Here is a 15,328-nt window from a genome sequence, read left to right on the forward strand (position 1 = left end):
GGGCATCGTTGATTGCGCTGGCCTGGTCCGGCGTTGCATCGGCGCAAGTGGTTGGCAGCGCGGGCGATCCTGTCGTTCAGGATGATGCACCTTTGACCGGGGTTGCCGCCTCCACCGACAAGATCGACGCCAAGCAGGAAAAGGCGGATCCGTCGGACGTCATCGTCACGGGCACCCGAATTGTCCGTCCGAACATGACCAGCAACGCGCCGATCACGACGATCGATGCCACCTATCTGAAGGAACGGGGCCTTGCCCGAGTCGAGGACGCGCTGGCGCAATTGCCGCAGGTCACGCCGATGCTGGGGCTTCAGGGCCAGCGCTGGGACTCCGGCGCGGCGCCGGTCGGCCTGCGAAACCTGGGGGCGGGCCGTACGCTGACGCTGCTGAACGGGCAGCGGATGGACAATGACGTCAACATCATCCCCGGCGCGCTGATCGAGCGGATCGACATCATGACCGGCGGCGCCTCGGCGGTCTATGGCTCGGACGCGATCGCGGGCGTGGTCAACTTCATCCTGAAGCGCAAGTTCGACGGCATCGCCTTCGACGGCGAGGTCAGCGGCTTCAACCATAACAACAATAACCCGCTGCTGGCCAAGGCCGCGCAGAATGCGGGCTATACCTATCCGCGCGGCACCTATTTGGGCGGTGGCAATTATTTCGCGTCGCTGGCGGCGGGCAAGAACCTGTTCGACGGCAAGGTGAACATCAGCGGCTTCGCGACCTACAAGAAGGCGGACCCGATCCAGTTCCGCAATATCGATACCGTCAATTGCCCGCTTCTGATGTTCGATCCCAATAATCGGGACGCGGGCAATACGAGATGGACGTGCGACGGCACCACCTACAACCCGTATAATTACTTCAATATCAACGACCAGGACCGGACCAATGCGCGCGACGGCTCGCGCGGCTTCCGTCCCTACGACACGGCGGACGAGGTGCGCATCCAGCGGGTCGATTCGATCCAGCGGCGCAGCGAAACGGTCAATAGCGGCGGCTTCCTGACGGCGGAACTGCCGCTGGGGATGCGGCTGAACGGCAGCTTCCTCTACAGCCGTATCGTGGAGACGGGGGCCAATTCGGTCGATGGCGGGCTGTGGACGCCCGCCGCGCCGGTCAATTGCGACAATCCGTTCCTTAGCGCGTCGCAGGCCCAGGAAATCTGCGGTGCGGCGGCGGGCAGCACCGCGCTCAGCAATCCCATCGCGCTGTCGCTGTTCCGCCCCGGCATGATCCAGAATTTCCGTAACACGACCAGCGACTGGCGCGGCTCGCTCAACCTGTCGGGGATGATCGTCGACAAGATCCGGTTCGAACTCAGCTATCAGCAGACCCGCAACATCATGAACGGGTCGGCCGATCATCTCTATGTGCCCGATCAAGAGGCTCGCCTGGCGCGCGGGCTTCAGGTCCGCAACGTCAATGGCGTGCCGACCTGCCTGTCCAAGATCAACGGCACCGACCCGAACTGCCAGCCGATCGACGCCTTTTCGTCCAACACCTCGATCAGCGACGCGGTCTATAATTGGGTGACCGGACCGGGTAGCCGCCGCCAGCAGAACGATTTGCAGGTCATCAATGCGATCGTGTCGGGCACGCTGGAGGATTACGGGATCAAGAGCCCGTTCGCCACCAACGGCATCGGCTTCGCGATCACCGGCGAATATCGCAAATATCGCAACCAGTCTCAGGGCTTCGGCTCATGGTCGAACTTCACGACCTTTGACGGGCGGACCAGCGTGAAGGAACTGGGCGGCGAAATCGACATTCCGCTGATCGAGGACAAGCCCTTCGCCAAGGAACTCAGCATCAATGGCGGCTATCGGATTTCCGACTACGACGTCTATCAGAACCTGATCCATAGCTGGAAGGCGGAGGCGAGCTGGGCACCGGTGGACGGCCTGCGGTTCCGGGGCAGCTATAACCGCGCGGTGCGGGTGGGCGTGCTCCAGCGCCTGGAGGGCGAGAACCGCTATCCCAATTCCATGATGCTCGATCTGTGCGCGCCGCCGCGTGCCTCCACCGACGGCAAGGGCGCGACGCGTTACACCTTCGATCAATGCTCGATCGGCATGACGCGCGCGCAATATGACGCGCTGTCCAGCTATACCGGATGCGACACGAATGGTTTCTGTCCGACGACCCTCGTCAACGGCGGCAATTCCGATCTCCAGCCCGAACGGTCGCGCAGCAAGACGTTGGGCGTGGTGTTCCAGCCGCGCTTCGTCCCCGGTCTGACCGCGTCGGTCGACTGGTACGACATCAACATCCAGGGTGCGTTCGAGTGGACCCGTATCGGGATGGCGTTCGACCAATGCTATCGCAACAAGGTCGAATTCTTCTGTCAATTCTACAAGCGCGATCCGCAGACGGGGCAGTTGCTGATCGCCGACGCCCGCTATAACAATTCGGGCTATACGGCGACGCGGGGCATCGATTTCAGCACCAACTATGCGCTGGACCCCAAGCGTCTGGGCCTTGCCGACAATATCGGCACCTTCGGCCTGAATTTCAACGGAACGCTGACCACCAAGTATGAACGGCAGTTCGCGCCGGGCAATACGCCCTGGTCGTGCCTGGGCTATTTCGGTTTCGCCTGCGGCGATCCGATGCCGCGCTGGCGGCATGTGGCGGGCGTGAATTGGCAGCTTCCCTGGATCAAGGGCGGACTGGGCTTCACCTGGCGCTATATCGGTCCGACCAGCAATTCGAAGCTGTCGACCAACACCGTGCTGGCGGCATCGCCGGGCCAGACCTATCCGCTGGTGCAGCGTATTCCGGGCTACAGCTATTTCGACTTCAACACCAATATCACGTTGGTGAAGGGGATCGATGTACGGTTCAACGTGCAGAACCTGTTCGACAAGGATCCGCCCCTGATCGGGTCCGATACCAATTACGCAACGGGCGCCTATTTCAACACCTTCCCGACCTATTACACGGTCCGGGGACGGACATTGCGGGTCGGCATTTCCGCCCGCTTCTGAACGACGGGATGGCTCGGAACCTCGGTTCCGGGCCATTTCCCTATCCGCGCAACCCGATCGGGATCGTCGCGGCGGCCTGCTCCGTCTCGGCGCTGGCGACCGGATAGGCGCAGTAATCGGCGGCGTAATAGGCGCTGGGGCGGTGATTGCCCGACCAGCCGATGCCGCCGAAGGGCGCGCTCGACGCCGCGCCGTTGGTCGGGCGGTTCCAGTTGACGATCCCGGCACGGATGTCCGTCCAGAACGCGTCATACCGCTCGCGCGAGGGCGAGATCAGCGAGGCCGACAGTCCGTAGCGGGTGGCGTTGGCCTGCGCGATTGCATCCGCGAAGTCGGATGCGCGGGAGACTTGCAGGACCGGGCCGAACAATTCGTCGTCGGGTCGCTCGGCCAGCGCGCTCACGTCGAGGATCGCAGGCGTCAGCAAGGGGCGTTCCGGGTTCAGGCGTTCGAGCGGACGGATGACCCGCGCGCCCATGCCGACGAGTTTGTTGAAAGCCGTACCAAGCAGTCCCGCCGCGTCATTGTCGATCACCGGCCCCATGAAGGGGGCTGGTTCATCATGCGGCGCGCCGATGATGATCCGGTCGGTCAGCCGGGTCAGCGCGGCGATCAGCGGATCGTACAGCCGATCCTCCACGATCAGCCGCCGCCCTGCCGTGCAGCGTTGCCCCGCGCTGGTATAGGCGGACTGGACGATCAACGCGGCGGCGGCGTCGAGGTCGGGATCGTCCCAGACGATGATCGGATTGTTGCCGCCCATCTCCAGCGCGAGGATTTTCTCCGGCCGCTCGGCAAACTGGCGGTTGAGCGCCAGTCCGGTGCGCGCCGAGCCGGTGAAGAGCAGTCCGTTGATATCGTCATGCCCGGCCAGTGCGCGGCCTTGATCCGGCCCGCCGATCAACAGCCGGACCGCCCCCTCCGGCACCCCCGCCGCATGATAGCATTCGACCAGAAAGGCACCCGTCGCGGGCGTCTTCTCGGATGGCTTGAACACCACCGCATTGCCCGCCAGCAGTGCGGGGACGATATGGCCGTTGGGCAGATGCGCCGGGAAATTATAGGGCCCCAGCACCGCCAGCACGCCGTGCGGCCGATGACGCAACGCCATGCGGCCGCCACCCGGCTGTTCGCTCGCCCGCTCGCCCGCACGTTCGGATTGCGCGGTGATAGAGATGGCGACCTTGGCGATGACCGTGTCCACCTCGGTCTTCGCTTCCCAGAGCGGCTTGCCGGTTTCGCGTGCGATCAGGTCGGCGAAGGTGTCGGCGCGGGCGCGCACCACCTCGGCAAAGCGGCGCAACGTCTCGACCCGTTCGGCCCGCGGGGTGGTGGCCCAATGGCCCCAAGCGGCTCGCGCGGCGGCCACTTCGGCATGGGCGTCCCCAACGGGCAGTTCGGCGATCAGCGCGCCGGTCGCGGGTTCGAATGTCGACAGAAACTTGGTCATGGCGACGAGGCTAGGCCGCCGCATCGGGGTCGGCAAGCGCCCGGCCCATGGCGCGCACCCGTGCGACCTTGTCGTACAGCATCGTCCAGTCGGCGCGCTCGGCGATCGGTGCCCAGATCGCCTCGACCTCGTCGATCAGCATGGATTCGGGCTCGCCCTGCCAATAGACGCCGTCGCGCGGGCGGCGGGGCGCATAGGGTTCGATCAGATCGCGCAGTTCGCTCCAGGTGTCGCCGTAATGATCGGGCACCTGTCCGCCGAACAGGTCGAAATAGACGCGGTCGATCCCCGCCTGCGACGTGCGCAAGGCTCGTTCGAAGCTCTGGACCAGAGCGCGGTCCTCGGTCCCGCCGCGCGGGGTGACCCCCAGCCGCCAGAGGATCGCGGACACGATCTCCGCCTGATAGGTCGTCGCGAAGCCCTCCAGCGCAGCGATCAGCGGATCGCTCTCCGCGATCAGGCGGAGGCTGGAGGCGAGTTGCATCACGTCCCATTGGATCGCCTCGGGCTGGCGGCCCAGCGCGTAGAGGCCGGTCTGGTCGAAATAGGCGGCAGTGAACTCGGGGTCCCAGGTCGGCGCGAACCGCCAGGGGCCATAATCGAAACTCTCGCCGGTGACGTTGATATTGTCCGAGTTGAGCACCCCGTGGACGAACCCGGCGGTCATATAGCGCGCCGCCAGCGTCGCGGTACGCTCCGTCACCACGGTCAGCAGGCGGACGGGATCGTCCGAGTCCTCGCCATGGAAATGACCCAGGACATAGGCGACCAGCCGCTTCATCCCCGCTTCGTCGCGCTCGAAGGCAAGCCGTTGGAAACTGCCGATGCGGATATGGCCGTGGCTCATCCGCACCATCACGGCCGAGCGGGTGGGGGATGGCTCGTCGCCCCGGTGCAGCGCCTCGCCCGTCTCGATCAGCGACAAAGTGCGCGAGGTGGGGACGTTCAGCGCCTCCAGCATCTCGGTCGCCAGGATTTCGCGGACGCCACCTTTCAGCGTCAGGCGGCCGTCGCCGAAGCGGCTATAGGGCGTCTGCCCCGATCCCTTGGTGCCGAGTTCGAGCAACCGGCCATCGGTCGCGACCATCTGCGCGAAGGTGAAGCCGCGCCCGTCGCCCAGATCGGAATTATACTGGCGGAATTGATGGCCGTGATAGCGAAGCGCCATCGGCCCCGGCAGCGTGTCGGGCAAGGGCTGGAACCGCCCCAGATGCGCCACCCATTCCTCATCGCTCAGCGTCTCCAGCCCGATCTCGGCGGCGGCGCGATCGTTGCGGAAACGGATGACGGTTTGCGGAAAATCCGCCGCCTCCACCGGATCGGCGAGGAAGTCCGCGATCTCGGTCAGCGGGCGGGCGGGGCGATAGGCTTGCGGGGACAGGGGCATACCGCGATATGGAGACGGCACCGGAGGACCTTCAAGCATGATCCCTCATGAGAATCGATATTGGTGGTCGAAGGACGGCCTGCGGCTTCATGCGCGCGACTATTCCGGATCGGATGCGCTGCCCCCGATCCTCTGCCTGCCCGGCCTGACCCGCAACGCCCGCGATTTCGAGGGGCTGGCCGAGGCTTTGGCGGGCCGTTCGCGCGTGATCGCGGTCAGTTTCCGGGGGCGGGGTGAGAGCGCCTATGCCAAGGATCCGATGACCTATGTCCCCCTGACCTATGTCCAGGATGTCGAGGCGCTGCTGGACGAACTGGGCATTACCCGCTTCGTCGCGGTCGGCACCTCGTTGGGCGGGATCGTGACGATGGTGCTGGCGGCGACCGCGCGCGGGCGGCTGGCGGGGGCGGTGCTCAACGATATCGGGCCCGAGATCGAGGCGGCAGGGCTGGCGCGTATCCGAGGCTATGTCGGCAAGGGGCAGAGTTTCCCGACCTGGCTTCACGCCGCGCGCTGCCTTCATGAGAATAGCGAGGACGTCTATCCCGATTGGGGAATGGAGGACTGGCTCGCCATGGCCAAGCGGACCCATAGGCTGACCAGCGCAGGACGGATCGTCCTCGATTACGACCTGAAGATCGCCGAGCCGTTCCGCGTGCCCAACGCAGAGGCGGGGCCGGACATGTGGGCGGCGCTGGATGCGCTGAACGGGGTGCCGACGCTGGTGGTGCGCGGCGAGCGGTCCGACATATTGAGCGCGAGCGTCGCCGAGCGGATGGTGAAGGCGCTGTCGCCATCCGAACTGGTGACGGTCCCGCATGTCGGCCACACGCCGTTGCTGACCGAGCCGGAGGCGTTGGCGGGGATCGGGCGACTGCTCGACAGGGTGGCGGGATAAGGCCCATTCCATTCCTCCCCCGCAAGGGGCTCCTCTGCAAATGCAAATTCGCCTGGCACCATCCCGGCGAAGGCCGGGATCCAGTTGCGGGACGATTGTAAATGCCTCTAATCGCCTCCCGACTAGACCCCGGCCTCCGCCGGGGTGGTCCATAGTGTCGGGCGGCGTCCCGACGTTCGCACAGGTTTCCTGCAAGGGGAGGAAAACGTGAAGGGCGATCGACTCTAGCGGTTTCCAACACCGTTGCCGCCCGTTAATCCGGCACGCATGGCCCGACCGCTTCACATCCTGCACCTCCATTCCTCCTTTTCGCTGGGCGGCAAGGAGGCGCGAGCGGTCGCGCTGATGAACGCGTTCGGCGAGGCGGCCAGGCACACCATCGTCTCCGCCATGCCCGACGAACTCGGCGCGCGGGATTCGATCGCCAAGGACATACGCTACGAAATCGCACAGGACGCGCCGTCGCTGACGGGCAAGCCCTCGGTCAAGCGCTACGAGGCGATCGCCGCCTATATGCGCCGCTTCGACCTGGTGCTGACCTATAATTGGGGGGCGATCGACGGGGTGATGGCGCGGCGCGTCTATGCCAAGGGCGCGCCGCCGTTGGTCCATCACGAGGACGGGTTCAACGCCGACGAAGCGCGCGGCCTGAAGCTGGAGCGCAACATCTATCGCCGCATCGCCCTGTCGGCGGCGAATGCGCTGGCGGTGCCGAGCCATGTGCTGGAGGGCATCGCGCTCCGCACCTGGAAGCAGCCCGCCGAGCGGGTCCATCGCATCCCCAACGGCATCGCGACCGCGCTGTACGCGCGTGACCCCGATCCGAACGGCATCCCCGGCTTCGTGCGCCAGCCCAAGGAGATCGTCGTCGGGGCGCTGGCGGGCCTGCGGGTGGTCAAGAACCTGCCGATGCTGGTCCGCGCAATGGGCGGCATCCCCGGACGCTTTCGCCTGGTGATCGTCGGCGAGGGGCCGGAGCGCGCCACCATCCAGCAGGCCGCCGCCGCCATGGGCATTGCCGACCGGCTGGTCATGCCTGGCTTTCTAGAGCGGCCTTATAATTACATCCGGCATTTCGACATCGTCGCGCTATCCTCGCTGTCCGAACAGGCGCCGATCTCGGTGCTGGAAGGGATGGCGGCGGGCTTGCCCATCGCCTCGCTGCCGGTGGGCGATGTGCGCTCGATGGTGTCGGAGGCCAATCACCCGTTCATTGCCGACGCGCCCAACGAGGTGCGGCTGCGCGACGTGATCCAGGCGCTGATCGCGCATCCCGAGTTGCGCGCCCAGGCGGGCGCCGCCAACCAGCAGCGCGCCCGCGCGGAATTCGACCAGAGCCACATGGTCGCCCGCTACAAGGCGCTGTACGAACAGGTCCTGGGGCGGCCCGGCGCATTGGGTTGAACCCGGCACCCGGCCGTGTCTTTAATTCCCCCTCGCTTAGCGTTCCTAACACGCTATATGAGACCCTTTCGGACAGACAAGGTAACGACGTGTTCAAAGGCTTGAGCCCCATCCTGTACAACGGCCGCGAAGTCTGGCCGCTGATCGAAGGCGGGAAGGGCGTCGCTGCGACCAATCACGCTTCTGCGGGTGCCTGGGCGGCGGCGGGCGGCGTCGGGACCGTGTCGGCCGTGAACGCCGACAGCTATGACGCCGAGGGCAAGATCATTCCCCAGATATACCGCGCGCTGACCCGGCGCGAGCGGCACGAGGAACTGATCGAATACGCCATCGAGGGCGCGGTCCAGCAGGTGAAGCGCGCCTGGGACATTGCCGGTGGCAAGGGCGCGATCAACATCAACGTGCTGTGGGAAATGGGCGGCGCGCAGCGGGTGCTGGAAGGCGTGCTGGAGCGTACCAAGGGGCTGGTCGCGGGCGTCACCTGTGGCGCCGGTATGCCTTACAAGCTGTCCGAGATCGCGGCGCATCATCAGGTCAGCTATCTGCCCATCGTCTCCTCGGGCCGCGCCTTCCGCGCGCTGTGGAAGCGGGCCTATTCCAAGGCGGCGGAATGGCTGGCGGCGGTGGTCTATGAAGACCCCTGGCTGGCGGGTGGTCATAACGGCCTGTCCAACGCCGAAGACCCGTTGCAGCCGCAGGATCCCTATCCCCGCGTAAAGGCGCTGCGCGACACGATGCGCGAGGGCGGCATTTCGGACGACGTGCCGATCGTGATGGCGGGCGGCGTCTGGTATCTGCGGGACTGGAACGACTGGATCGACAATCCCGAACTGGGCAAGATCGCCTTCCAGTTCGGCACCCGTCCGCTGCTGACCCAGGAGAGCCCGATCCCCGAAGAGTGGAAGCAGCGGCTGATGACGATCGAGCAGGGCGATGTGCTATTGCATCGCTTCTCGCCGACCGGTTTCTATTCCAGCGCGGTGCGCAATCCTTTCCTGCGTAGCCTGGAAGCGCGGTCGGAGCGCCAGATCGCCTTTTCGACCCAGGAAGCGGGCGACCATGTCTTCCAACTCGATGTGGGCGTGAAGGGCAAGAATTTCTGGGTGACCAAGGGCGACCTGCTGCGCGCGCGCGAATGGTTCGGCCATGGCTTCACCATGGCGCTGAAGACGCCGGACAACACATTGGTGTTCGTGACGCCGGAAGAGGCCAAGGAAATCCGCAAGGATCAGGCCGACTGCATGGGTTGCCTGTCGCAGTGCCTGTTCTCGAGTTGGGCGGACAGCGAAACCAACTCGACCGGCCGCCTGGCCGACCCGCGCAGCTTCTGCATCCAGAAGACGTTGCAGGACATCGCCCATGGCGGCGATGTCGAGCAGAACCTGATGTTCGCAGGGCATGCGGCCTACAACTTCAAGCGCGATCCCTTCTATTCGAATGGGTTCGTGCCGACCGTGAAGCAGTTGGTCGACCGTATCCTGACCGGGGACTGATCGCCGCGATGACGCCGGAGCTTCGCGCGACGTTGCTGGACGTGGCCGGGGCGATGGCGTCGTTTTCGCAAGGCTGGTGGATCATCGGCAGTGCGGGTGTGGCGCTGCACGGGGTCGAGGCCGGGCCGGTGAAAGACGTCGATCTGCTGGTTGATGAAGCGCTGGCCGGGGCGGTGCTGGATCGGCTGGGCGTGGTGCCGCTGGATATGCCGCCCGACCCGTTGTTTCGCTCGGCGGTCTTTGCGCGCTGGACCGCGCCGCCGGTGCCGGTCGAGGTGATGGCGGGATTCTGCGTCGCCGAAGCGAATGCCTGGCATCCGGTCAAGCCGCGCTCCCGCGAACGGATCATGCTCGGCGGGAACGCGTTGTTCGTGCCCGATCGCGCCGAGTTGCTGGGCCTGTTCCGCCGGTTCGGTCGACCCAAGGATGCCGCGCGGGCGGCGGCGCTGGAGGCGGCGGGAGCCCGGCCAGAGGCAGGGACTCCCGCGCGATAACGTCAGTCCGCGACAGTGCCGATCACGGCACCCGCCGTGCCGCCCACGGCGGCACCCTTCTCAACGCTGCCCCCGGTCGCCGCCGCGACACCCGCGCCGCCCGCACCACCGATGGCGGCCCCCCTCAACGTCGAACAGGCCGAGATCGACATGGCGGCTGCGGCGAGACTGAGGGTAATAGCCAGCTTTTTCATGGTGGTAGCTCCTGTTGAATGACAGGAGGGGAATGCAGCGGCTACCCGCTGGTTCCGCGCCGCAACATTTTGACATGGATCAGGGGGGGCGGTGATGAGACGCCCTCCGCTTGTCAGTTCGGAGCGAGTTTTGCGGTGGCAAGTGCTGGCACATAGCTGCACAGCGGCGTAGGGCTGAGGTAGCCAGTCTGGAAAGCAACGCGATCGCCAATGCCCGCGTTCATGCCGAAGGGCAACAGGATGGTCTTGCGCACGCCGTCCTGTCTCCGAACGATGGCGCGAGTGTTGTTGATGTAGGTAGGGTCTATTGGTCTTCCTACGATGATTTGCGTTTTTGCCAGCAAATTCATGGCTTCCTGTTGCGATAATAGCTTTTCGATTGTTCCTTCCCCATCGGGTTTCGGGAGGGCGGCTATTCGTATCGGACATGCAGTCGCATTGTCCGATACCCGGTCATTTGTGCAGGATGTCAGAGAAAAGGTAAAGAATACAAATGCCAATGCCGATCTTGAAATTCCGTTCATTTGCCGGGATCCCGCAATATGATTTTAATATCCGCGCTCCCGCACAGTATATGAGGATCATTACCGCTTCATGGCTTCCAAATGAATTGGGACATGCTGAACTTCTGGAGGCGGGCGTGATCGAGAAGGACCATCGACCTCGACCTGCATGGGCCATGACGTTCTAAAGCCACCCCTCCAGCACCTGGTCCGGTGGGCGGTGGCCGTCGGCCCAGCTTCGGATATTGGCGATGACCCGTTCGCCCGAGGCCATGCGGCCCTCCAGCGTCGCCGATCCCATATGCGGGGTCAGCACCACATTGGGCAGCGCCAGCAGGCGCGGGTCGATCTCCGGCTCGTGCCGCCAGACGTCGAGGCCCGCACCTGCCAATCGCGCATTCTCCAGCGCATCGACCATCGCCTCCTCGTCGACGATCCCGCCCCGGCTCGCGTTGATAAGGTAGACATGGGGCCGCATCAGGGCGATGCGGCGGCGGTCGATCAGGTCGTGGCTGTCGGCGTTGAGTGGCGTGTGGATCGACACGATGTCGACCGCGCCCAGCATCGCGTCGAGATCGGGATGCCATAGCGCGCCCAGTTCCGCCTCGATACTGGCGGGCAGGCGGCGGCGGTTGTGATAATGGATCGACAGGCCGAAGGCGCGCGCGCGCCGCGCGACCGCCTGGCCGATCCGGCCCATGCCGACGATGCCCAGCGCCTTGCCGCCGATCCGGTGGCCCAGCATCCCGCCGGGGCTCCACCCCTTCCACGCGCCCGAGCGGACCAGCTTTTCGCCCTCGGCCAAGCGGCGCGGCACCGACAGGATCAGCGCCATGGTCATGTCGGCGGTATCCTCGGTCAGGACGCCGGGGGTGTTGGTGACGATGATCCCGCGCGCCCGCGCGGCCTTCAGGTCGATATGGTTCACGCCCGCACCGAAATTCGCGATCAGCTTGAGCCGGGGGCCCGCGCCCGCGATCAGGTCGGCGTCGATCGCGTCGGTGACGGTCGGGACCAGCACATCGCAATCGGCCATGGCGGCGGATAGCGCGGCCTGGCTCATCTTCTCGTCGTCGCGGTTGAGGCGCGTGTCGAACAGCGCGGCCATCCGGTCCATGATGGGATCGGGCAGTTCGCGGGTGACGACCACCCTGGGGTTCAGGCAGCGGCGTGGATCGGCCATGGTCACCGGATTGCGGCATGCCCGGCGGTCCGTCAACCGGCGATGCGGCCATCCAGAGGTTGAAGCGGCCCCCCGCATCGGCGTAGAGCCCAAAGGAAGAGCGGGCGGAAAAAGGGAAACGGAATGCGCAGGTCCATGATCGGGCTGGCTTTGCTGTCGGTGATGCTGTCGGCGGGGCCGATCGCCCCCGCCGCGACCGCCGCGCCGGAAAAGCGTGCCATGCCCTATTATGGCTCGATCGGCGCGTCGGTGGCGCGGATGCGGACCGGCCCGGCACGCACCTATCCGGCGAGTTGGACCTATCGCCGGGCCGACCTGCCGGTGAAGATCGTCGCCGCGTTCAAGGAATGGCGCAAGGTGCAGGACCCCGACGGGACGGAAGGGTGGATGCTGGCGGTCTTGTTGCGCAACACCCGCACCGCGATCGTGCGCGGGACCGATCCCCTGCCCATGCGCTCGGCCCCCACTGAGAATGCCAAGACGCTGTGGCGCGCCGCCCCCGGCGTGGTCGGGCGGATCAGCGAATGCAATGGCGGCTGGTGTCGGCTGGACGTGAAGGGGCAGGCGGGGTTCGTACCGGTCGGGGCGATCTGGGGCGTCGAGCCGGGGGAGGTGGTGCCTTAATTCTTGGCACGCCCCTCCCGCAGGCGGGAGGGGAGTAAGAAGAGAAGCCCCTCCCGCTTGCGGGAGGGGCGTGAGACGAGAGGGCGCTCCGGCGGGCGGGAGGTGGGCCAAGAGGTGAGGGTTCCCCCCTTACAACACCTCCACCGCCATCGCGGTGGCTTCGCCGCCGCCGATGCAGAGCGAGGCGACGCCCCGCTTCGCCCCCTTCGTCTCCAGCGCCGAGAGCAATGTCGCCAGCACCCGCGCGCCGCTCGCGCCGATCGGGTGGCCGAGCGCACAGGCCCCGCCATGGACGTTCAGCCGGTCGTGCGACAAGCCCAGGTCGTGCATCGCGATCATCGCCACCGCCGCGAAGGCTTCGTTGACCTCATAGAGATCGGCATCGCCCGTCGACCAGCCCGCCCGCTCCAGGGCTTTGCGCATCGCGAAGACCGGTGCGGTGGTGAACCGCGCGGGCGCATGGGCGTGCGCCGCGTGCGCCAAGACCCGCGCGATCGGGGCCAGGCCCAGCCGCTCGGCGACGCTGGCCCGCGTCATCACCAGCGCGGCGGCTCCGTCCGAGATGGAGGAGGCGTTGGCGGCGGTGATCGTCCCGTCCTTCGAAAAGGCGGGCTTCAGCGTCGGAATCTTGGTTGCATCGCCCTTGGCGGGTTGTTCGTCCAGCCGGATCACCTCCTCGCCCTTGCGGCTCTTGACCGTGACGGGCACGATTTCCCGGTCGAACGCGCCGGAGGCCTGCGCCGCCTTGGCGCGTTCCAGCGAGGCGATGGCGAAGTCGTCCTGCGCCCCCCGCGTGAACTGATAGTCCTGCGCCGCCTCTTCGGCGAAATGGCCCATCAGCCGACCGCGTTCATAGGCGTCCTCCAGTCCGTCGAGGAACATATGGTCGTAGAGCGTGTCATGCCCGATCCGCGCGCCGCCGCGATGCTTGTGGCTGAGATAGGGGGCGTTGGTCATGCTCTCCATGCCGCCCGCGACGATCAGCTCCGCCGAGCCCGCCGCCAGCGCCTCGGCCGCCATGATCGCGGCCTGCATCCCCGAACCGCACATCTTGTTGACCGTGGTCGCCTCGACATGCTCGCCCAGCCCGGCGAAGATCGCCGCCTGTCGCGCAGGCGCCTGGCCGAGCCCGGCGGGCAGGACGCAGCCCATGTGGATACGCTCGATGGCGGAAGGGTCGACACCCGCTCGCTCGACCGCGCCCTTGACCGCCGCGGCGCCGAGCTGGGTCGCGGACAGGCCGGACAGGCTGCCCTGGAGCGACCCCATGGGGGTGCGGGCATAGGACAGGATGACGATGGGGTCCGTCATGACGGCATGCTCTCCGATATGGTTGTTTTGCCCCGGGCCTTACGCCTTTTGCCCGTGGCGCGCAAAGGGGCGGGGGCGTAGGGACCGGGCATGAGTTTCGGGGCGGGATCGATGCTTTGGGCCGGTATCTACGGCCTGGCGGGGGCGATCATCGGGTCGTTCGTCGGCGCGCTGGTGCTGCGCTGGCTGGACGACCGATCGGTGCTGGCGGGGCGGTCGGCCTGTGACGGGTGCGGCAAGGCGCTGCGGGCGTGGGAGTTGGTGCCGATCGTCAGCGCTCTGGTCCTTCGGGGACGATGTGCGCGCTGTGGGCAGCGCATCGATCCGGTCCATATTCGGATCGAAATCGTCGCCGCGCTGATCGGCGTGTCGGCCGGTTGGGTGGCGGGACCGGATGGCTGGACGGGGGCGCTGTTCGGCTGGTCGTTGCTGGCGTTGGCGTCGCTCGATGCGCTGGCGCTGTGGCTGCCGGATCGGTTGACCGCGTGGCTGGCGGGCACGGCACTGGTGACCGGGGCGCTGGGTCATGCGCCGTTGCTCGGCGACCGGATCGTCGGGGGGCTGGCGGGGTTCGGCGCGCTTTGGGGAATCGCGGCGGCTTATCGCCATGTCCGGGGGCGCGAAGGGATGGGCGGCGGCGACCCCAAGCTGATGGGGGCGATCGGGCTCTGGCTGGGCTGGCGGATGCTGCCGGGGGTGTTGCTGGCGGCCTGTGTCATCGGGCTGGGTTGTGTGCTGCTGCGTCGCCTGCTCGGGACGCGGGTGGCGGCGGACGAGATGGTGCCGCTCGGCCTGTTGCTGGCGGTGGCGGCTTACCCATGCTGGATGTTGATGATAGCATCCGGGGCATGATGCCGTTGCCCCTCTTCGCCTTGGCGCTGATGCAAGCGCCAGCCGCCGTTCCGACCCTGGGCACCCTGCCGCGCCAGCAACTGCCCGAACGCGGCTGCGCGGCCTATCTGTGGACCGTGCAGGACCAGCGCTTCGTCGCGATGGTCGAGCCGACGCGGCTGCGGCTGTCGCTGGACGGCAAGCTGGTCGATCTGGCCGCGACCCAGGCGGGCGAAGGCGGCGCGCTGGGGCTGGCGAGCGGCACCCGCTATGCCGGGGGCGGGGTCGGTGCGACGCTGACCATGACCATCGCCCAGCGCGAGACGTTGCAGGACGGGGCGATCGTGTCCGACGCCAGCCTGAGCATCGCTCGCGACGGACAGGATGAGGTCGTGGTGCCGGTCGGCGGGCTGGTCGGCTGCGCTCCCGCCGCCGCCCGGTAAGGATGGCGGCAACGATACTATTGGCGATGCTAGGGAACCTGCGCTGACCTTTTGGCGTTTGAGGGGTGCTGGGGGATCGATCCGAATGACGGAAGACCCTTTTGCGGAAAGGGGTTTTCT

At 66.3% G+C, this 15,328-nt stretch carries 14 protein-coding genes; 8 read left to right on the top strand and 6 right to left on the bottom strand.

Going from position 1 to position 15,328, the window contains the following annotated elements:
* Nucleotides 1-92: 92 nt before the first annotated feature.
* Entirely contained in the window at nucleotides 93-2,993 is a 2,901-nt protein-coding gene (locus QE379_RS05825; RefSeq protein ID WP_306998743.1) for a TonB-dependent receptor domain-containing protein, read from the top strand.
* Between the two features lie 40 nt (nucleotides 2,994-3,033).
* Here the strand turns inward: QE379_RS05825 and astD are convergent, their stop codons facing one another.
* Together astD and QE379_RS05835 are read right to left on the bottom strand one after the other, a co-directional pair.
* Nucleotides 3,034-4,443 carry a succinylglutamate-semialdehyde dehydrogenase gene (gene astD, locus QE379_RS05830; protein WP_306998745.1) on the bottom strand — a complete coding sequence of 470 codons (1,410 nt, stop codon included), beginning with the start codon at nucleotides 4,441-4,443 and terminating at the stop codon, nucleotides 3,034-3,036.
* 10 nt (nucleotides 4,444-4,453) lie between these two features.
* Entirely contained in the window at nucleotides 4,454-5,830 is a 1,377-nt protein-coding gene (locus QE379_RS05835; protein WP_306998749.1) for a protein adenylyltransferase SelO family protein, read from the bottom strand.
* Between the two features lie 37 nt (nucleotides 5,831-5,867).
* Here QE379_RS05835 and QE379_RS05840 point away from each other — a divergent pair, with 37 nt between their 5' ends.
* The 4 genes from QE379_RS05840 to QE379_RS05855 all read left to right on the top strand — a co-directional run bounded on the left by QE379_RS05840 (nucleotide 5,868) and on the right by QE379_RS05855 (nucleotide 10,119).
* Nucleotides 5,868-6,728, top strand: coding sequence for an alpha/beta fold hydrolase (locus tag QE379_RS05840; protein ID WP_306998751.1), 861 nt, complete (start codon nucleotides 5,868-5,870; stop codon nucleotides 6,726-6,728).
* A 267-nt stretch (nucleotides 6,729-6,995) separates the two neighbouring features.
* Nucleotides 6,996-8,132: a glycosyltransferase family 4 protein gene (locus QE379_RS05845; protein WP_306998753.1), complete on the top strand. Its 1,137-nt coding sequence runs from the start codon at nucleotides 6,996-6,998 to the stop codon at nucleotides 8,130-8,132.
* Nucleotides 8,133-8,221: 89 nt separating this feature from the next.
* Nucleotides 8,222-9,625 (top strand): nitronate monooxygenase family protein, encoded by a 1,404-nt coding sequence (locus tag QE379_RS05850; RefSeq protein WP_306998756.1) that lies wholly within the window; start codon nucleotides 8,222-8,224, stop codon nucleotides 9,623-9,625.
* Between the two features lie 8 nt (nucleotides 9,626-9,633).
* On the top strand, nucleotides 9,634-10,119 hold the full coding sequence (locus QE379_RS05855) for a hypothetical protein (RefSeq protein WP_306998758.1): 486 nt from the start codon (nucleotides 9,634-9,636) through the stop codon (nucleotides 10,117-10,119).
* Nucleotides 10,120-10,121: 2 nt separating this feature from the next.
* On the opposite strand, the gene QE379_RS05860 is transcribed toward QE379_RS05855, so the two are convergent.
* From QE379_RS05860 to QE379_RS05870, 3 genes are all read right to left on the bottom strand, one after another.
* The gene (locus QE379_RS05860) at nucleotides 10,122-10,313 is read right to left on the bottom strand and encodes a hypothetical protein (protein ID WP_306998760.1); all 192 of its coding nucleotides are present in this window, start codon (nucleotides 10,311-10,313) and stop codon (nucleotides 10,122-10,124) included.
* 113 nt (nucleotides 10,314-10,426) lie between these two features.
* The gene (locus QE379_RS05865) at nucleotides 10,427-10,837 is read right to left on the bottom strand and encodes a hypothetical protein (protein ID WP_306998762.1); all 411 of its coding nucleotides are present in this window, start codon (nucleotides 10,835-10,837) and stop codon (nucleotides 10,427-10,429) included.
* Between the two features lie 163 nt (nucleotides 10,838-11,000).
* Nucleotides 11,001-11,999 carry a D-glycerate dehydrogenase gene (locus tag QE379_RS05870; RefSeq protein ID WP_306998764.1) on the bottom strand — a complete coding sequence of 333 codons (999 nt, stop codon included), beginning with the start codon at nucleotides 11,997-11,999 and terminating at the stop codon, nucleotides 11,001-11,003.
* A 123-nt stretch (nucleotides 12,000-12,122) separates the two neighbouring features.
* Between QE379_RS05870 and QE379_RS05875 the strand changes: the two genes are divergently transcribed.
* Complete coding sequence (locus QE379_RS05875; RefSeq protein ID WP_306998767.1) at nucleotides 12,123-12,623, top strand: SH3 domain-containing protein; 501 nt, start codon at nucleotides 12,123-12,125, stop codon at nucleotides 12,621-12,623.
* Nucleotides 12,624-12,752: 129 nt separating this feature from the next.
* On the opposite strand, the gene QE379_RS05880 is transcribed toward QE379_RS05875, so the two are convergent.
* A complete protein-coding gene (locus QE379_RS05880; protein WP_306998769.1) occupies nucleotides 12,753-13,934 on the bottom strand; it encodes an acetyl-CoA C-acyltransferase in 1,182 nt (393 codons plus the stop codon).
* 90 nt (nucleotides 13,935-14,024) lie between these two features.
* Here QE379_RS05880 and QE379_RS05885 point away from each other — a divergent pair, with 90 nt between their 5' ends.
* Together QE379_RS05885 and QE379_RS05890 are read left to right on the top strand one after the other, a co-directional pair.
* Nucleotides 14,025-14,786 carry an A24 family peptidase gene (locus QE379_RS05885; RefSeq protein WP_306998770.1) on the top strand — a complete coding sequence of 254 codons (762 nt, stop codon included), beginning with the start codon at nucleotides 14,025-14,027 and terminating at the stop codon, nucleotides 14,784-14,786.
* A complete protein-coding gene (locus QE379_RS05890; RefSeq protein ID WP_306998772.1) occupies nucleotides 14,783-15,208 on the top strand; it encodes a hypothetical protein in 426 nt (141 codons plus the stop codon). Before QE379_RS05885 ends, QE379_RS05890 begins: the two co-directional genes overlap by 4 nt.
* The last annotated feature ends 120 nt before the right edge of the window (nucleotides 15,209-15,328 follow it).

The sequence above is a fragment of the Sphingomonas sp. SORGH_AS_0879 genome, from assembly GCF_030819175.1.
GTDB lineage: Bacteria > Pseudomonadota > Alphaproteobacteria > Sphingomonadales > Sphingomonadaceae > Sphingomonas.

Bases quoted from the DNA above. Each gene is read 5' to 3' on its own strand.
- QE379_RS05870 (WP_306998764.1), bottom strand. From the start codon at position 11,999: ATGGCCGATCCACGCCGCTGCCTGAACCCCAGGGTGGTCGTCACCCGC.
- QE379_RS05845 (WP_306998753.1), top strand. From the start codon at position 6,996: ATGGCCCGACCGCTTCACATCCTGCACCTCCATTCCTCCTTTTCGCTG.
- QE379_RS05865 (WP_306998762.1), bottom strand. From the start codon at position 10,837: ATGAACGGAATTTCAAGATCGGCATTGGCATTTGTATTCTTTACCTTT.
- QE379_RS05880 (WP_306998769.1), bottom strand. From the start codon at position 13,934: ATGACGGACCCCATCGTCATCCTGTCCTATGCCCGCACCCCCATGGGG.
- QE379_RS05875 (WP_306998767.1), top strand. From the start codon at position 12,123: ATGCGCAGGTCCATGATCGGGCTGGCTTTGCTGTCGGTGATGCTGTCG.
- QE379_RS05890 (WP_306998772.1), top strand. From the start codon at position 14,783: ATGATGCCGTTGCCCCTCTTCGCCTTGGCGCTGATGCAAGCGCCAGCC.
- QE379_RS05855 (WP_306998758.1), top strand. From the start codon at position 9,634: ATGACGCCGGAGCTTCGCGCGACGTTGCTGGACGTGGCCGGGGCGATG.
- QE379_RS05860 (WP_306998760.1), bottom strand. From the start codon at position 10,313: ATGAAAAAGCTGGCTATTACCCTCAGTCTCGCCGCAGCCGCCATGTCG.
- QE379_RS05840 (WP_306998751.1), top strand. From the start codon at position 5,868: ATGATCCCTCATGAGAATCGATATTGGTGGTCGAAGGACGGCCTGCGG.
- astD (WP_306998745.1), bottom strand. From the start codon at position 4,443: ATGACCAAGTTTCTGTCGACATTCGAACCCGCGACCGGCGCGCTGATC.
- QE379_RS05835 (WP_306998749.1), bottom strand. From the start codon at position 5,830: ATGCCCCTGTCCCCGCAAGCCTATCGCCCCGCCCGCCCGCTGACCGAG.
- QE379_RS05885 (WP_306998770.1), top strand. From the start codon at position 14,025: ATGAGTTTCGGGGCGGGATCGATGCTTTGGGCCGGTATCTACGGCCTG.